Below are 13,684 nucleotides of genomic sequence, written 5' to 3'. Positions count from 1 at the left end.
TCGTTACGTGCCCAACCGGCGGGGTGGGGGCGGAGCCGCGTCAGACCTTGTCGGGTTCGGCGGCGGCGAGCATGTCTTCGCGTTCGACGACCTTGATGCGTTCGCGGCCTTCGGCTTCGCCGAGTTTGCGTTCGTGTTCGTCGAGTCGGTACCAGCCGTCCCACGTGGTGAACGGCACGTTGCGGGATTCGAGGAGCTCGACGACCGAGGCCTCGGTGGGGCTGGCCGGGGTGTTGAGGGCGCCGGCCTTCATGTCGTCGAGGATGCAGTCGACGGTCTCGTTCGCATCACCCTTGGTGTGCCCGATCAGGCCGATCGGTCCACGTTTGACCCACCCGGTGGTGTACAACCCGGTCAGATGCTCGCCCTCGTCGAAGATCCGGCCCGACTCGTTGGGGATGACCCCGGCCTGCTCGTCGAACGGGATCGCGGGCAGGTTGTCCGACAGGTACCCGACGGCGCGATAGACCGCGCCGATCTCCCAGTCGGTGGTCTTGCCGGTCGGCTTCACATTGCCGGTCCCGTCGAGCTGGGTCCGTTCGGTCCGCAACCCGACGACCTTGCCGTCCTCACCCAGGATCTCCACGGGGCTCTCGAAGAAGTGCAGGAACAGTTTGTGGGGGCGGTCACCGGGCTCGCGGATGGCGTAGTTCTCGATGATCGTGGCGACCTGGTCGGTGATCTTCGACCCGCGCCGGGCGACGGCGGAGCCCTCGTCGTAGTCGATGTCCTCGGGGTCGACGATGACCTCGATGTTCGGAGAGTGGTCGAGTTCTTTGAGTTCGAGCGGGGTGAACTTGGCCTGGGCGGGTCCGCGGCGGCCGAACACATGGACCTCGACGGCCTTGTTGGCCTTGAGTCCGTCGTAGACGTTCGGCGGGATCTCCGTGGGCAGCAGCTCGTCACCGGTTTTCGCGAGGACTCGTGCGACGTCGAGTGCGACGTTGCCGACGCCGATGACGGCGACCTTTTCCGCCTCCAGCGGCCAGGTGCGGGAGAAGTCGGGGTGTCCGTCGTACCAGGCGACGAACTGCGCGGCACCGTAGGAGCCGTCGAGGTCGATGCCGGGGATCTGCATGCCGCGGTCGTCGGTGGCGCCGGTGGAGAAGATCACCGCGTCATAGAAGTTGCGCAGGTCGTCGAGGGTGATGTCGGTGCCGTAATCTACATTGCCCAGCAACCGGACCTGCGGCTTGTCGAGGACCTTGTGCAGGGCGGTGATGATGCCCTTGATCCGCGGATGATCCGGAGCCACCCCGTAGCGGATCAGGCCGAACGGGGCCGGCATCCGCTCGAACAGATCGATCGACACACCCCGCTCAGAAGCGGTGTCGGATTTCATCAGCGCGTCGGCCGCATAGATCCCGGCGGGTCCCGCGCCGACGATGGCGACTCGCAACGGACGTGTGTCTGCGCTCATGATTCGGACTTACCTTCTGTTCGTTCTTCTGGGGCCGCATTCTTTCGGGGCCATGCAGCGAAACAAAATCTCCCACCACGGTAGGCGTCGGCCCACGTCCGGCGCTAATCGCCTATGGTGCCGATCACCTGGGGTGTTCGCCGGTCAGCTCGCGAGCTGCGGCACCAGCTTCTGCAGCACCCACGGGATCGTCAGCACGGTCGGCACCGACATCGCGCTGCCGGTCACCTGGTCGAGGAACACCACGTCACCACGCTTGACGACGTCGAGGTTCATGAACGCGGGGTTGGCGCGCAGGGCGTCGGTGGAGCCCTGCCAGTCGACGACGACGAGTTTGTCGAGTCCGCCGAGCAGGCCGAGGTTCTCGTCGGAGATCGAGCCGTAGAACCCGTTGGTGATGCTCGGCTGCAGCGACGCCGGGAACTCGAGGCCCAGGTTGGTGAGCATCTGGCCGCGACCGTCGCCGGGGCTGTAGATGCTCAGGCCCCCGCCGGCCGATCCGATCACGACCGCACCGGTGCGACCGACCAGCTGCGGGTTCGCGGCCTTCGCGTCGGTGAATTCCTTCTCCGTCGCGCTGATGAGCTTCGCGGTCTCGGCGGGCTTGCCCACCGCCCGACCGATCTCGGTGGTCGACGCCGTCCACGGCACCGTCCAGTCCTGGTACTGCTCGGGGCGCACGACGGTCGGGGCGACCTTCGCGAGGTTGTCGTACTGCGACCGGGTCACCGCGTTGTTCACGGCAAGGATCAGATCGGGGTTGGTGGCCAGGGCCTTCGGGATGACCGAGGAGAGGTCCTGGGACCCCTGTCCGAGCACGACGGGCTCCTTGCCCTCGAGCGCCTTCTCGTTCCAGGGCGCGATCACGGTCTTCTCGGTGGGGTCGGAGAACGGGACCATCGTGGTCGGGGTGATGCCCAGGGCCAGCAGGGTGTCGCCGTCTCCGGGTCCCAGCGTCGCGATGCGGGCAGCGGTGGCGTCGATGGTGGTGGTGCCGTAGCGGTGATCGATCGTCACCGGCAGCGCGCTCGGCTCGGCCGCGACCGAGCTGCTCGAGGCGGCGGAGTCGTCGGGGGCCGAGCAGGCCCCCACGGTCAGAGCCAGACCGACGGCGGTGACAGTGGCGACGAGCGGGGTGAGTACGCGGCGGTGCATCGATTCTCCTAAGGATAGCCTCACCTCCACATTGGCAGAGGCGAGCCGATCCGGGCAAATCCGCCCTTGCCCCCGCGTCGATAGGATCGCTGCCATGGCCTCGACCGACACCCCCTCGCCCTCCCTCGATCCCGGCGCGTCCGACGACCCCGGGTGGAAGGCGGCGTGGCCGTTCCTCGTGGCCGTCGTGATCGTGGTTCTCGCGGTGGGGACCATCGCGCTGTTCCACGTGATCAAGCCCGGTTCCGAACGTCTCACCGAGAGCGCCAAGGTCACCAGGGCGATCAACGACTACTACACGGCCAAGAACGCGGTGAACTACGACCAGTTCCGCACCCTGAGCTGCCCCGCCGACCTGCTGCAACCCTCGTTCCCGACCGACGAGGCCTTCGAGAAGAGCGGCCAGGCCTCCCGCGCCGAGCACGGGAACATCACCATCACCGACATCACCGAGACCGCGGTCACCGGTTCCTCGGCGACGGCCAACATGCACTGGCGCTACACCAAGAACCCGAAGGACGAGGTGCTGCCGATCACGCTGGTGAAGGCCAGCGAGGACTGGAAGGTCTGCGGCGCGAAGGGGCCGTGATCCGTCCGGCCCGGGAGAGGGGCGGTGCCCGGATGCGCGGCGGGTGCGGTGTGTGCAACGCTTCTCAGGTGAGCTACGCAGGTGATCTGACCCCCCAGCAGGCCTGGGACATCCTCCGTTCCGACGCCGACGCGGTGCTCGTCGACGTGCGAACCCGCGCCGAGTGGTCCTACGTGGGCATTCCCGAGCTGTCCGAGATCGGCAAGCAGGTCGTGCTGATCGAGTGGGTCGGCTTCCCCGACGGGCAGCGCAACCCGCACTTCGTCTCCCAGCTCCGCGACGCCGGTGTGACCGACGACCAGCAGGTCCTGTTCCTCTGCCGGTCGGGTCAGCGCTCGGTGGGTGCCGCCGAGGCCGCGACCGCCGACGGGATCGCGCAGGCCTACAACATCTCCGAGGGCTTCGAGGGCGGCCTGGGTCCCGACGGCCAACGCGGCGTCGTGGGCTGGAAAGCCCAGGGCCTGCCCTGGCGCCAGTCGTGACGGGACGTCGGTCGTGACGGGCGCACGACGGTGATCGGCGGGGGATCGCCACTGCCCGAAGGGGTCTCGCCGGAGACCATCGGGGTGCGCGGCGGGCTGATGCGCTCGCAGTTCGACGAGACCTCCGAGGCGATGTTCCTCAACTCCGGCTACGTGTACTCCTCGGCCGCCGCCGCCGAACGCGCGTTCACCGGTGAGGACGAACGCTTCGTCTACTCCCGCTACGGCAACCCCACGGTCGCCATGTTCCAGGAACGACTGCGCCTGCTCGAGGGGTCGGAGGCGTGCTTCGCCACCGCCAGCGGTATGGCCGCGGTGTTCGTCTCCCTGGGTGCACTGCTGAAGGCCGGTGACCGCCTCGTGGCCGGGCGCAGTCTCTTCGGATCGTGCTTCGTGGTGTGCAACGAGATCCTGCCCCGCTGGGGTGTCGAGACCGTCTTCGTCGACGGCGAGGACCTCGACCAGTGGAAAGAGGCGCTGTCGGTGCCGACCACCGCGGTGTTCTTCGAGACACCGTCGAACCCGATGCAGTCCCTCGTCGACGTGGCGCGCGTGTCGGAGATGGCGCACGCCGCCGGCGCGCAGGTGGTGTTGGACAACGTCTTCGCCACGCCGCTCCTGCAGCGTGGTCACGATCTCGGCGCCGACGTCGTCGTGTACTCCGGCACCAAACACATCGACGGCCAGGGCCGGGTGATGGGCGGTGCGGTGTTGGGCTCCAAGGAGTACATCGACGGTCCCGTGCAGACGCTGATGCGGCACACCGGACCCGCGATGAGTCCCTTCAACGCGTGGACCCTGCTCAAGGGCATGGAGACCCTCCGTCTGCGTGTGGACGCGGCGGTCGGCTCGGCGTTGCGCATCGCGCAGTTCCTCGAAGACGATCCGCGCGTCAAGTGGGTCAAATACCCGTTCCTGCAGTCACATCCGCAGTACGAGCTGGCGACGTCGCAGATGACCGGCGGTGGCACCGTGGTCACCTTCGAGCTCAGTGACCCGGCCGGGATCGGCGGCAAGGCGCGCGCGTTCGAGGTCCTCGACGGGCTGCAGATCATCGACATCTCGAACAACCTGGGTGACGCGAAGTCGCTCATCACCCACCCGGCGACCACCACCCACCGGGCGATGGGGCCCGAGGGCAGGGCGGCGATCGGCCTGTCCGACGGGGTCGTTCGCCTGTCGGTGGGCCTCGAGGGCGTCGACGACCTGCTCGCCGACCTCGACCGGGCGCTCTAAACCCGCCGCCGCGGGACGCACCTCATGCAGGCGGTCATCGACTGGATCGTCGAGATCATCACCACGACACCGCCCTGGGTCGTGTACCTGCTGGTGTGGGCGCTCGTGTTTCTCGAGTCCGCCGCCCTGGTGGGTCTCGTGCTCCCCGGCGAGACCGCCCTGCTCACCGGAGGGGTGGCCGCCGCGGTCGGCGACACCAGCATCGGTGTGCTGATCGCGGGCGCATGTGTGGCCGCGATCGCCGGTGACGCAACAGGTTTCACGCTCGGGCGACATTTCGGACCGCGGATGCTCGAGTCGAGACTGGGGCGGCGCATCGGCGCCGAACGGTGGGACAAGGTGGCCCACGCGGTGCAGCACCGCGGCATCCCCGCGGTGATCGCCGCCCGCTGGGTGGGCTACGTCCGCACGCTGACACCGTTCGTCGCCGGGATGAGCCGCATGGCGGTGAAGCTGTATCTGACCGCCAACGTCATCGGTGGACTGATCTGGGTCATCGCGGTCGGCATGATCGGGTATCTCGTGGGAGCGGCGGTCGGTGCGCGACTCCTGCTCTACGGCGGGCTCGTCGTCGGTGGCGCGGCCCTGGTGTACGTCGGCATCGCCTGGTGGCGCAACCGTCACCGTGATCGCCGCCTCGCCGACACCGAACCCGGCTGACCGCTCACCCACGGAGGAACGTCGGCCCGCGTCGCCGGTGATCTCCGCGAGGGTCAGGCCAGGAGGTCGGTACAGCCCAGGGCGCGCAGGACGGTGCCGAACTTGGCGGTGGTCTCGGCGAGTTCGGCATCGGGATCGGATTGCGCGACAACCCCGCCACCCGACCACGCGCGGATAGTCCGACGGTCGGCGGCGATCTCGGCGCAGCGGATGCTCACCATCCACTCGCCGTCGCCGGCGGTGTCGGACCAGCCGACGGCCCCCGCGTAGAAGTCGCGGGGCTCCTCGGTGGCGAGGATCAGATCCCGGGCCGCCGCGTTCGGCGTGCCGCAGATGGCCGGGGTCGGGTGCAGGACCAGCGCGAGATCCAGCGACGTCATCGTGGGGTCGCGGAGTACACCCTCGATCGGGGTGGCGAGGTGCCACATCTCGCCGGTGCTCAGCAGGATCGGCTCCTCGGGCACCGTCAATGTCGTGCACAGCGGTCCCAACACCGACGTCAGATAGTCGACGACGATCCGGTGCTCGTGCCGATCCTTCGCCGAGTCGAGCAGCGCGGCCGCCCGGGCGGCGTCGATCGCCGGGTCACTCGATCGCGGCGCCGACCCGGCGTACGGGCGGCACGTCACGCGGTCGCCGGTCTTGTGCACCAACGACTCCGGGCTCGCCCCCACCAGTGTGCGTCCGACGAAGTCGCCGCCGGCGGCCGAGAGGTCGACCCGAAAGGCGTTGTGTTCGTGGTTGCCCGCCGCCAGCGCGGCGACCACCGCGTCGATGTCGAGGGGCTCGGCGGCGACCAACTCGATGGCTCGGGCGAGCACCACCTTGTCGGCCGCGCCCGCGGCGATCCGGTCGATCACCGCGGCCACGCGGGCGACGTGGACCTCCGGTGCCGGGATCGTCGCGGTGAGGGTGACCGGTACGGCATGCGCCGGGGCCGAGCCGGTATCGGGCTCGCGGTGCTCGAGGGCGCCGACGGCCATCAGCGCGTCCGGTGCGGCCTCGTCGAACGCGATGGCCCCGACCACGGCGACCGGGGTGCCGTCGCGGCGTCCCCGGGCGATCGCGTCGACGGCGTCGGCGGCGTCGGCGAACCGCGCCACCGGGGTGCCCGCGTGCACGCAACCGTGCGGGCGGGACAAATGGAAGGACACGCGATCAACGCTACCCGCGGGCCTTGCGATCACCGTGACCGCAAATCCGCCCACCACGATGTCGTCGTGAGGTCACCGCGGTGTGTCGCGCGCCACATCGCGATTGACACCGGGTGCGGTCGGCGGTCAGTCTCATTGCCAGGTCATGAGTGTCAGCGCACAGCCCCGGCTTGCTGACCGGCAACCCTCCAACCGCGGTGGGGTGCTCCGGGTGACGACCAGGCCGCGTCCGAGGTGGACGTGAGCAAGCGCGGACTCCTCGCACGGAGTCCTCTGACGAGAACGAGGACCATCCTGTCTGTCACCGACATCACACCTGCCCCCGCCGACCTCGCGCCGGTGTACCCGATCGCCGACGTCGTGGGTGCGCACGAGACCGTCGACTGCGCCGCAGGTCGCGTGCGCTACGTCAACGGCGACTACGCCGCCAGCGCGCCCGCCCTCACCGCCGTCGCCACCGAGATCGCCCAGGCGTTGCCGCAGTACGCCAGCGTGCACCGCGGTGCCGGGCACCTGTCGCAGCTCGCGACGGCCCGCTACGAGAACGCCCGGGCGGTCGTGGCCGGCTTTGTACGCGCCCGCGCCGACGACCACGTGATCTTCACCCGCAACACCACCGACGGCATCAACCTCCTGGCCCGCGCCGTCCCCGGCGACACCGTGGTCCTCGATGTCGAGCACCACGCGAACCTGTTGCCGTGGCAGCGTTCCGGGGCGGACACGAAGGCGAAGCCGGAGCTCGACCGCAAGTGCCGCGTGGTGACCTGTCGCCCCACCGTCGCAGCAACGCTCGACGGGTTGGCCGCCGAACTCCACCGCGCTCCCGCGGCGCTGCTCGCCGTCACCGGCGCATCGAAAGTGACCGGTGAGGTGCTGCCCCTGGCGAAGCTCGCCGACATCGCCCACGACGCGGGTGCCCGCGTCCTCGTCGATGCCGCCCAGCTCGCCCCGCATCGCGCGATCACCGTCGCCGGACACGGCATCGACTACCTCGTGTTCTCGGGCCACAAGCTGTACGCGCCCTTCGGATGTGGCGTCCTCGTCGGCCGCGGCGACTGGCTCGACGCCGCCGAGCCCTACCTCGCCGGCGGCGGCGCGACGGCCGACGTGCCCCCGACCGATGACGCTCTCGAGGTGGCCTGGCGCAGCGGACCCGCACGCCACGAGGGCGGGACCCCGAACGTGTTGGGCGCCATCGCGATCGCCGCGGCCTGCGTCGCGATCGACGATCTCGGTTTCGAGCGGATCGGGCTGCACGAGCATCGGCTGCGCACCCGTTTCGACGACGCGCTCGACGGGATCGACGGCGTGAGGCGACTCTCGATCTGGTCCGACAGCCGCGACCGCGTCGGTATCGCCGCGTTCACCGTCGCCGGTCACTCACCGCGCGCGGTGGCCGAACACCTCAACGACACCCACGGCATCGGTGTCCGCGACGGCCGCTTCTGCGCCCACCCGCTGCTCCACCACCTGGGCCATCCCGAAGGGGCGGTACGGGTCAGCTTCGGTGTCGGCACCGGGTCCGACGACATCGACCGTCTCACCGCCGCACTCGCCGACCTGGTCTCTCGCACATAACCTGACCGTTCGCGTGCTCGTGCACCGCTCGCATCTGATCTGACCCCTCGCATGCTCACGCACGGTTCGCAGGCCCCCGGCAGCATGCGATGGGGCAGCGAGCATGCGACGGATCGCCGAGCATGCGGGCGTGGCTTCGCTAACCTGGGATCACCGCGACTGGCGAAGGTGGGATACCACCAGGAAGCGCAACACACGGAGCATCGTCCGCCTGGGTGCCCTCTTTCGAGAGGAGAGCGCGTGGTCGCAGACCAGATGAACGGTGTCGGAGTCGCGTCGCAGGTAATGGCGTCGGTCGCCGAGGCGGCCCACTGGTTCGCCCGAGAGCACGGCAGAAAGCCCGTCTTGGCAACAGTTCTGGTGGGTGACGATCCCGCGTCGCACACCTATGTCCGCATGAAGGCCGCGCGCGCCGCTGAGTGTGGCCTCGATTCGGTGTCACACGTGGTGCCCGAGGCGACGACCACGCAGTCCGCGGTGGCGCTGGTCGATCGCCTGTCGCGCGACCCGGGTGTCGACGGGATCCTGGTGCAACACCCGGTGCCTGCCCACATCGATGAGCGGCAGGTGTTCGATGCCATCGTGCCCGCCAAGGACGTCGATGGCGTGACCACAGGATCGTTCGGCGCAATGGCGCTGGGGTGCAGCGGGTTCGCCTCGTGCGCCGGGGGCGATCATGCGACTGCTCGAGGCGTACGACGTCGATGTTGCCGGGGGTCATGCCGTGGTGGTTGGTCGCAGCCCGATCCTCGGGCGGCCGGCGGCGATGATGCTCCTCGGTCACGATGCGACCGTCGCCGTATGCCATTCGAGGACCAGCGATCTCGCCGAGCACGTCGCATGTGCTGACATCGTGGTGGCTGCTGCGGGCTCGCCACGGCTGATCCGTGGCGAGTGGGTCAAACCCGGTGCCGTGGTCGTCGATGCGGGCTACAACCCCGGCAATGTCGGCGACGTCGACGAGACCTCGGCGGCTCGCCGCGCGCGCCTGCTCACCCCGGTGCCCGGCGGCGTGGGTCCGGTGACCATCGCGGTCCTGTTCGAACAGACCGTCCAGGCCGCCTACCGCTCGCACCGTATCTGACCGTTCGCACGCTCTCGCGCTGTTCGCACCACGTGCGAAGGGTGCGAACGACACCGAAGCGTGCGAACGATCCGCCGGCATGCGGACAGAAGGTCGCGATCAGCTCTCCCCGTGGTCCCATCGGCGCTGCAGGTCGGCGCGGCCGCCGTCGGTGGCGGTGCCGTACAGCCGACACCGCGCCATGCCCCCGTCGGGGTGGATGTCCATGCGCGCCTGCGTCATCGGGCGATCGACGACGACGGTGAAGCGGTGTCGGGTGTCGGGTTGCAGCGGGGTGCGGGGGAGGATCTCGAACCACTCGCCGTCGGCCCCGTCGCGCCCGCGCACCCTGGCCTCCCCGGGGGCGTTGCCGAGGAACCAGCTGGTGTCGAGTTCGACGAGCGAGACCACGCCCTGGGACGCGAGGTCGATCTCGACCCAGTCGTTGCCGTCGTCGCGACGCCGGGAGGTCTCCCATCCCTCGCCCATCGAGCGGGCCCCACCGGGCATCAGCAGGTTGTTCGGTGAGCCGTAGAACATGTTCGAGCATGCGCTGATCCGGGCGCCGTTCTCGAGTGCAGCGAGGTCGAACGGTCCGTGGTCGAGGAACTGCGGATCGGGGACACCGCGTCCGTGGACGCGCAGTCGGGCGACGCCGCCGTCGGGGTAGATCGACAGCCGCACGTGGGTGAACCGGTCGCGGGAGGTGACCTCGATCGGGTTGGCCGTGTCGCCGGCGACCGGCTGCCGCTCGACGATGGTCTGCCAGTCCGCGTCGACGACCTCGTGTGCGGGCGGTAAGCCGGTGACGACGGCGGCCTCCACCGACACCGTCGGCGGGAAGTTGCCCACGAACCACGAGGTGTCCACCACGACACCGTGGATCACACCGGGCACACCGAGTCGCACGATGGCGCGGTCGACCGCGGAGGGGTCGTCGGGCGTGAAGCCGCCCGGTCGACGTCGTCGCGTCTCCCAACCGTCGTAGATCTGACCCGTGTGCCCGAAGGTCGCGGGCCGGTACTCCGACGACGCCGGGACGATCAGGTTCTCCGCCTCGGCGAACAGGGCGTCGGTGCTGGTGATCACGGCGCCGCCGAGGCTGCGCAGGGCGAGATCGGGCATCGCGGTGAACGCGGCAGGGGGTGTGGAGTCGGTCACGAGCGCCAAGATTACTTCCCGACCCGGACGGCGTCGGCAGCTCGTTTGCGCAGTCCGCCGCACGTTGGCATACTTGTATCGTTCAAGTAGTTGCGGCATGAAACTCTTTTGAGGTGAGAAGTATGTCCCGTCCCGAGAATGTGGACGAGCTGATCGCGGTGTTGGGTCGGTGGGCCCGCATCCGCGAGCGTCTCGTCGTCACCAAGCTCAGGACAGCCGACGGCACGGTGGAGACCGCGGCGTTCCAGTGCCTGTTCGAACTCGCCGTCGGCCCACTGCGCTCCGGTGAACTGGCCGAGCGGCTCTTCGCCGATCCCTCCACGGTCAGCAGGCACATCGCCTCGCTGGTCGGGCTCGGATACGTCCGGCGTGAGGCCGACCCTCGCGACGGCCGCGCCACGATCCTGGTCCTCACCGACTCGGGGCGTCGACAGGTCGAGGCGGTTCGGGAACACCGGATGCGCGGCATGGACTCCATGCTCGGCGAGTTCTCCGACGGGGACATCGGGAATCTCGCGACCCTCATGACGCGTTTCGTCGATGCAGCCGAACAATTCGCCGGCCGGTCAGGTCGATGATGAACGCATCATCTCTGTTGGCGCACACGCCGACGACCCGACCCCGACCACCACAGATTCCGACATTCACGACACGACAGACGATCTCGCTGCACGGTCACGACACGCAAAGGCATCACGATGAGTCACGACGCAGCCATCTCCGGCACCAAGCCGAAGGCGGGCGCAGCCGACGCCACCGAACCCGGTGGGCTGAGCCATCGTCAGATCCTCACCATCATGGGTGGACTGATGATCGGCATGTTCCTCGCCGCGCTCGACCAGACGATCGTCTCGACCGCGATCCGCACGATCGCCGACGACCTCCAGGGGTATTCACTGCAGGCGTGGGTCACCACCGCTTACCTGATCACCTCGACGATCGTCACCCCGCTCTACGGCAAGCTCTCCGACATGTACGGCCGCAAGCCGTTCTTCATGACCGCGATCACGCTGTTCATCATCGGTTCGCTTCTGTGTTCCACGGCGACGTCGATGTACGAGCTCGCCGGATACCGCGCCCTGCAGGGTCTCGGTGCCGGTGGTCTGTTCTCGTTGGCGCTGACCATCATCGGCGACATCGTGCCCCCGCGGGAACGCGCGAAGTACCAGGGCTACTTCCTCGCCGTGTTCGGCACCTCCAGCGTGCTCGGCCCGGTGCTCGGCGGCCTGTTCGCCGGCCAGGACAGCATCCTGTTCATCACCGGCTGGCGCTGGGTGTTCCTCGTCAACGTGCCGATCGGTCTCATCGCGCTCGTCGTGGTGTTCAAGGTCCTCGACTACAACCAGATCAAGGGTGAGCGTCGCCGGTTGGACTGGTGGGGCGCACTGGCTCTCGCCATCGGCGTGGTGCCGCTACTGATCGCCGCCGAGCAGGGACGCGAATGGGGTTGGGGCGACTACAAGACCGTCGTCTGCTACATCATCGGCGTCGTCGGCATCGCCGCGTTCATCTCGGTCGAGAAGGCCATGGGCGAGGCCGCGATCATCCCGCTCCGGGTGTTCAAGAACCGCATCTTCAGTCAGGGCATCGTCATCTCGGTGGTCATCGGTGCGGTCATGTTCGGCGCCATCTCGATTCTGCCGCAGTACTTCCAGGTGATCCGCGGGTCGAGCCCGACCGTCGCCGGGCTGCAGCTGCTGCCGATGGTGGTCGGCCTGATGAGCGCGTCCATCCTCTCGGGCCAGACGATCTCGCGGACCGGCCGCTACAAGATCTTCCCGATGATCGGCGTCGTGTTGATCACGGTGGTCACGTTCCTGATGCACTACGTCAGCGTCGCCACGCCGCTGTGGCTCGTGATGCTGATGGCGTTCTTCCTCGGCTTCGGTCTCGGCAACCTGATGCAGCCGCTGACCCTGGCGATGCAGAACGTGTTGCCCGCCAAGGACATGGGTATCTCGACGTCGTCGGCGACGTTCTTCCGTCAGATCGGCGGCACGCTCGGTGTGGCGGTGTTCTTCTCCGTGTTGTTCTCGGCGATGGGCCCGAACATCAAGGATCAGATCGAGAAGGCGGCGCCGTCGGCCGAGTTCCGTCAGGGCATCGCCCAGGCCGCCGCCAGCTCCGACCCGTCGGTCGCGCAGTTCGGTCAGGGCCTCGCGTCGGGCAACGCCGGCGCCTCGGGTGGGGTCCTCAACGACACCTCGATCATCGCCAAGCTGCCGGGCGCGATCGCAGCGCCCATCAAGGACGGCTTCGCCGACTCGATGGACCTGGTGTTCCTGTCGGTGTCGTTGATGTCGATCATCGCGCTCATCGCGGTGTTCACCTGGAAAGAGGTGCCGCTGCGGTCGGGTTCCGGATCGCAGGCCGCCGCACAGGATCTCGCCGACGCCAAGGCGCTCGACGCCGAGTCCGCGCCGGTGGAGGTCTCACCGGCGGAATCGGTGGTCGCCGCGGTACCGGCCGCCGACCACGGTCGCCACGAGGCCGACGCGGCCGGACCGGGCCGCCACGAGGTGGGACGCGCGCCCGGCGCCGACAACGTGCCGCCGCTGGGCGGGACCGACCACTCCGGTCGGCACGAGGCCTGACCGGCCCCGCTTCGCACAGACGACTCGTCCCCGACACTCACGCGAGTGTCGGGGTCGAGTCGTGGATGGGGACGGTGTCAGCCGCGCGAGGGGTCGTTCGCGTGATCGGGCTGCTCGGCCAGGCGCGCGATGGCCTCCTCGGCGATCTTCTCGGCGTCGGCGCGGCCGGTCCAGCCACCCGGGGTGACTTCTTTGCCGGGCTCGAGGTCCTTGTAGTGCTCGAAGAAGTGCGCGATCGCGTCGAGCTCGTACTTCGAGACGTCGCCGATGTCCTGGATGTGATCCCAGCGGACGTCCTTGGCGGGGACGGCGAGCAGCTTGTCGTCGCCGCCGGCCTCGTCGGACATGCGGTACATCCCGACGATGCGCGCGCGCACGATCACGCCGGGGTAGACCGACTCGGGCAGCAGCACGAGCGCGTCGAGCGGGTCGCCGTCCTCGCCCAGGGTGTTGTCGATGTAGCCGTAATCCGCGGGGTAGCCGAACGCGGTGTACAGGTAGCGATCGAGATAGACCTTGCCGGTCTCGTGATCGACCTCGTACTTGTTGCGTGCGCCCTTGGGGATCTCGATGGTGACGTCGAACTCCACGA

General features: G+C 68.6%; 13 protein-coding genes, 1 pseudogene and 2 riboswitches. Of the genes and pseudogenes, 9 read left to right on the top strand and 5 right to left on the bottom strand.

Translation table 11 applies throughout. The features are described from left to right. Window positions 1-40: 40 nt before the first annotated feature. Together TU34_RS18780 and TU34_RS18775 are read right to left on the bottom strand one after the other, a co-directional pair. Window positions 41-1,420 carry an FAD-dependent oxidoreductase gene (locus TU34_RS18780; protein ID WP_045824424.1) on the bottom strand — a complete coding sequence of 460 codons (1,380 nt, stop codon included), beginning with the start codon at window positions 1,418-1,420 and terminating at the stop codon, window positions 41-43. A 144-nt stretch (window positions 1,421-1,564) separates the two neighbouring features. Next, window positions 1,565-2,575 carry an ABC transporter substrate-binding protein gene (locus TU34_RS18775; protein WP_045824423.1) on the bottom strand — a complete coding sequence of 337 codons (1,011 nt, stop codon included), beginning with the start codon at window positions 2,573-2,575 and terminating at the stop codon, window positions 1,565-1,567. Between the two features lie 94 nt (window positions 2,576-2,669). Here TU34_RS18775 and TU34_RS18770 point away from each other — a divergent pair, with 94 nt between their 5' ends. The 4 genes from TU34_RS18770 to TU34_RS18755 all read left to right on the top strand — a co-directional run bounded on the left by TU34_RS18770 (window position 2,670) and on the right by TU34_RS18755 (window position 5,542). After that, a complete protein-coding gene (locus TU34_RS18770) occupies window positions 2,670-3,164 on the top strand; it encodes an Rv0361 family membrane protein (protein ID WP_045824422.1) in 495 nt (164 codons plus the stop codon). 68 nt (window positions 3,165-3,232) lie between these two features. Further along, on the top strand, window positions 3,233-3,646 hold the full coding sequence (locus tag TU34_RS18765) for a rhodanese-like domain-containing protein (RefSeq protein WP_045824421.1): 414 nt from the start codon (window positions 3,233-3,235) through the stop codon (window positions 3,644-3,646). A gap of 30 nt (window positions 3,647-3,676) precedes the next feature. Further along, window positions 3,677-4,882: an O-succinylhomoserine sulfhydrylase gene (locus tag TU34_RS18760; protein WP_045824420.1), complete on the top strand. Its 1,206-nt coding sequence runs from the start codon at window positions 3,677-3,679 to the stop codon at window positions 4,880-4,882. A 24-nt stretch (window positions 4,883-4,906) separates the two neighbouring features. Continuing rightward, the gene (locus TU34_RS18755; protein ID WP_045824419.1) at window positions 4,907-5,542 is read left to right on the top strand and encodes a DedA family protein; all 636 of its coding nucleotides are present in this window, start codon (window positions 4,907-4,909) and stop codon (window positions 5,540-5,542) included. 53 nt (window positions 5,543-5,595) lie between these two features. On the opposite strand, the gene TU34_RS18750 is transcribed toward TU34_RS18755, so the two are convergent. Further along, window positions 5,596-6,696, bottom strand: a complete 1,101-nt coding sequence (locus tag TU34_RS18750; RefSeq protein ID WP_082080431.1) for an isochorismate synthase — start codon at window positions 6,694-6,696, stop codon at window positions 5,596-5,598. A 141-nt stretch (window positions 6,697-6,837) separates the two neighbouring features. Continuing rightward, window positions 6,838-6,953: riboswitch (SAM riboswitch) on the top strand. On the opposite strand from TU34_RS18750, the gene TU34_RS18745 reads away from it, so the two are divergent. The 3 genes and pseudogenes from TU34_RS18745 (at window position 6,937) to TU34_RS24585 (ending at window position 9,358) form a co-directional block, all read left to right on the top strand. Further along, a complete protein-coding gene (locus TU34_RS18745) occupies window positions 6,937-8,274 on the top strand; it encodes an aminotransferase class V-fold PLP-dependent enzyme (RefSeq protein ID WP_420835199.1) in 1,338 nt (445 codons plus the stop codon). Its footprint overlaps the riboswitch before it by 17 nt. Before the next feature lie 145 nt (window positions 8,275-8,419). Then, window positions 8,420-8,498: riboswitch (ZMP/ZTP riboswitch) on the top strand. A 31-nt stretch (window positions 8,499-8,529) separates the two neighbouring features. Then, window positions 8,530-8,817, top strand: a pseudogene (locus tag TU34_RS24695) (tetrahydrofolate dehydrogenase/cyclohydrolase catalytic domain-containing protein); the annotation flags it as partial. Window positions 8,818-8,950: 133 nt separating this feature from the next. Beyond that, window positions 8,951-9,358, top strand: coding sequence for a hypothetical protein (locus TU34_RS24585; RefSeq protein WP_338063013.1), 408 nt, complete (start codon window positions 8,951-8,953; stop codon window positions 9,356-9,358). Between the two features lie 99 nt (window positions 9,359-9,457). Here the strand turns inward: TU34_RS24585 and alc are convergent, their stop codons facing one another. Beyond that, window positions 9,458-10,462: an allantoicase gene (gene alc, locus TU34_RS18735; RefSeq protein WP_045824524.1), complete on the bottom strand. Its 1,005-nt coding sequence runs from the start codon at window positions 10,460-10,462 to the stop codon at window positions 9,458-9,460. A 158-nt stretch (window positions 10,463-10,620) separates the two neighbouring features. On the opposite strand from alc, the gene TU34_RS18730 reads away from it, so the two are divergent. Together TU34_RS18730 and TU34_RS18725 are read left to right on the top strand one after the other, a co-directional pair. Then, the gene (locus TU34_RS18730) at window positions 10,621-11,076 is read left to right on the top strand and encodes a MarR family winged helix-turn-helix transcriptional regulator (RefSeq protein WP_045824418.1); all 456 of its coding nucleotides are present in this window, start codon (window positions 10,621-10,623) and stop codon (window positions 11,074-11,076) included. Window positions 11,077-11,196: 120 nt separating this feature from the next. Continuing rightward, complete coding sequence (locus tag TU34_RS18725) at window positions 11,197-13,092, top strand: MDR family MFS transporter (protein ID WP_082080429.1); 1,896 nt, start codon at window positions 11,197-11,199, stop codon at window positions 13,090-13,092. A 77-nt stretch (window positions 13,093-13,169) separates the two neighbouring features. On the opposite strand, the gene TU34_RS18720 is transcribed toward TU34_RS18725, so the two are convergent. Next, entirely contained in the window at window positions 13,170-13,682 is a 513-nt protein-coding gene (locus TU34_RS18720) for an inorganic diphosphatase (RefSeq protein WP_045824417.1), read from the bottom strand. Between the last annotated feature and the right edge of the window lie 2 nt (window positions 13,683-13,684).

This window comes from Williamsia herbipolensis, from assembly GCF_000964005.1.
Taxonomy (GTDB): Bacteria; Actinomycetota; Actinomycetes; order Mycobacteriales; family Mycobacteriaceae; genus Williamsia_A; species Williamsia_A herbipolensis.
Note: the sequence above shows the minus strand (reverse complement) of the source record. Positions and strands in the feature narration are given on the sequence as shown.

Coding starts and splice junctions, on each gene's coding strand:
- TU34_RS18780 (WP_045824424.1), bottom strand. CDS start 1,420: ATGAGCGCAGACACACGTCCGTTGCGAGTCGCCATCGTCGGCGCGGGA.
- TU34_RS18775 (WP_045824423.1), bottom strand. CDS start 2,575: ATGCACCGCCGCGTACTCACCCCGCTCGTCGCCACTGTCACCGCCGTC.
- TU34_RS18770 (WP_045824422.1), top strand. CDS start 2,670: ATGGCCTCGACCGACACCCCCTCGCCCTCCCTCGATCCCGGCGCGTCC.
- TU34_RS18755 (WP_045824419.1), top strand. CDS start 4,907: ATGCAGGCGGTCATCGACTGGATCGTCGAGATCATCACCACGACACCG.
- TU34_RS24585 (WP_338063013.1), top strand. CDS start 8,951: ATGCGACTGCTCGAGGCGTACGACGTCGATGTTGCCGGGGGTCATGCC.
- alc (WP_045824524.1), bottom strand. CDS start 10,462: ATGCCCGATCTCGCCCTGCGCAGCCTCGGCGGCGCCGTGATCACCAGC.
- TU34_RS18730 (WP_045824418.1), top strand. CDS start 10,621: ATGTCCCGTCCCGAGAATGTGGACGAGCTGATCGCGGTGTTGGGTCGG.
- TU34_RS18725 (WP_082080429.1), top strand. CDS start 11,197: ATGAGTCACGACGCAGCCATCTCCGGCACCAAGCCGAAGGCGGGCGCA.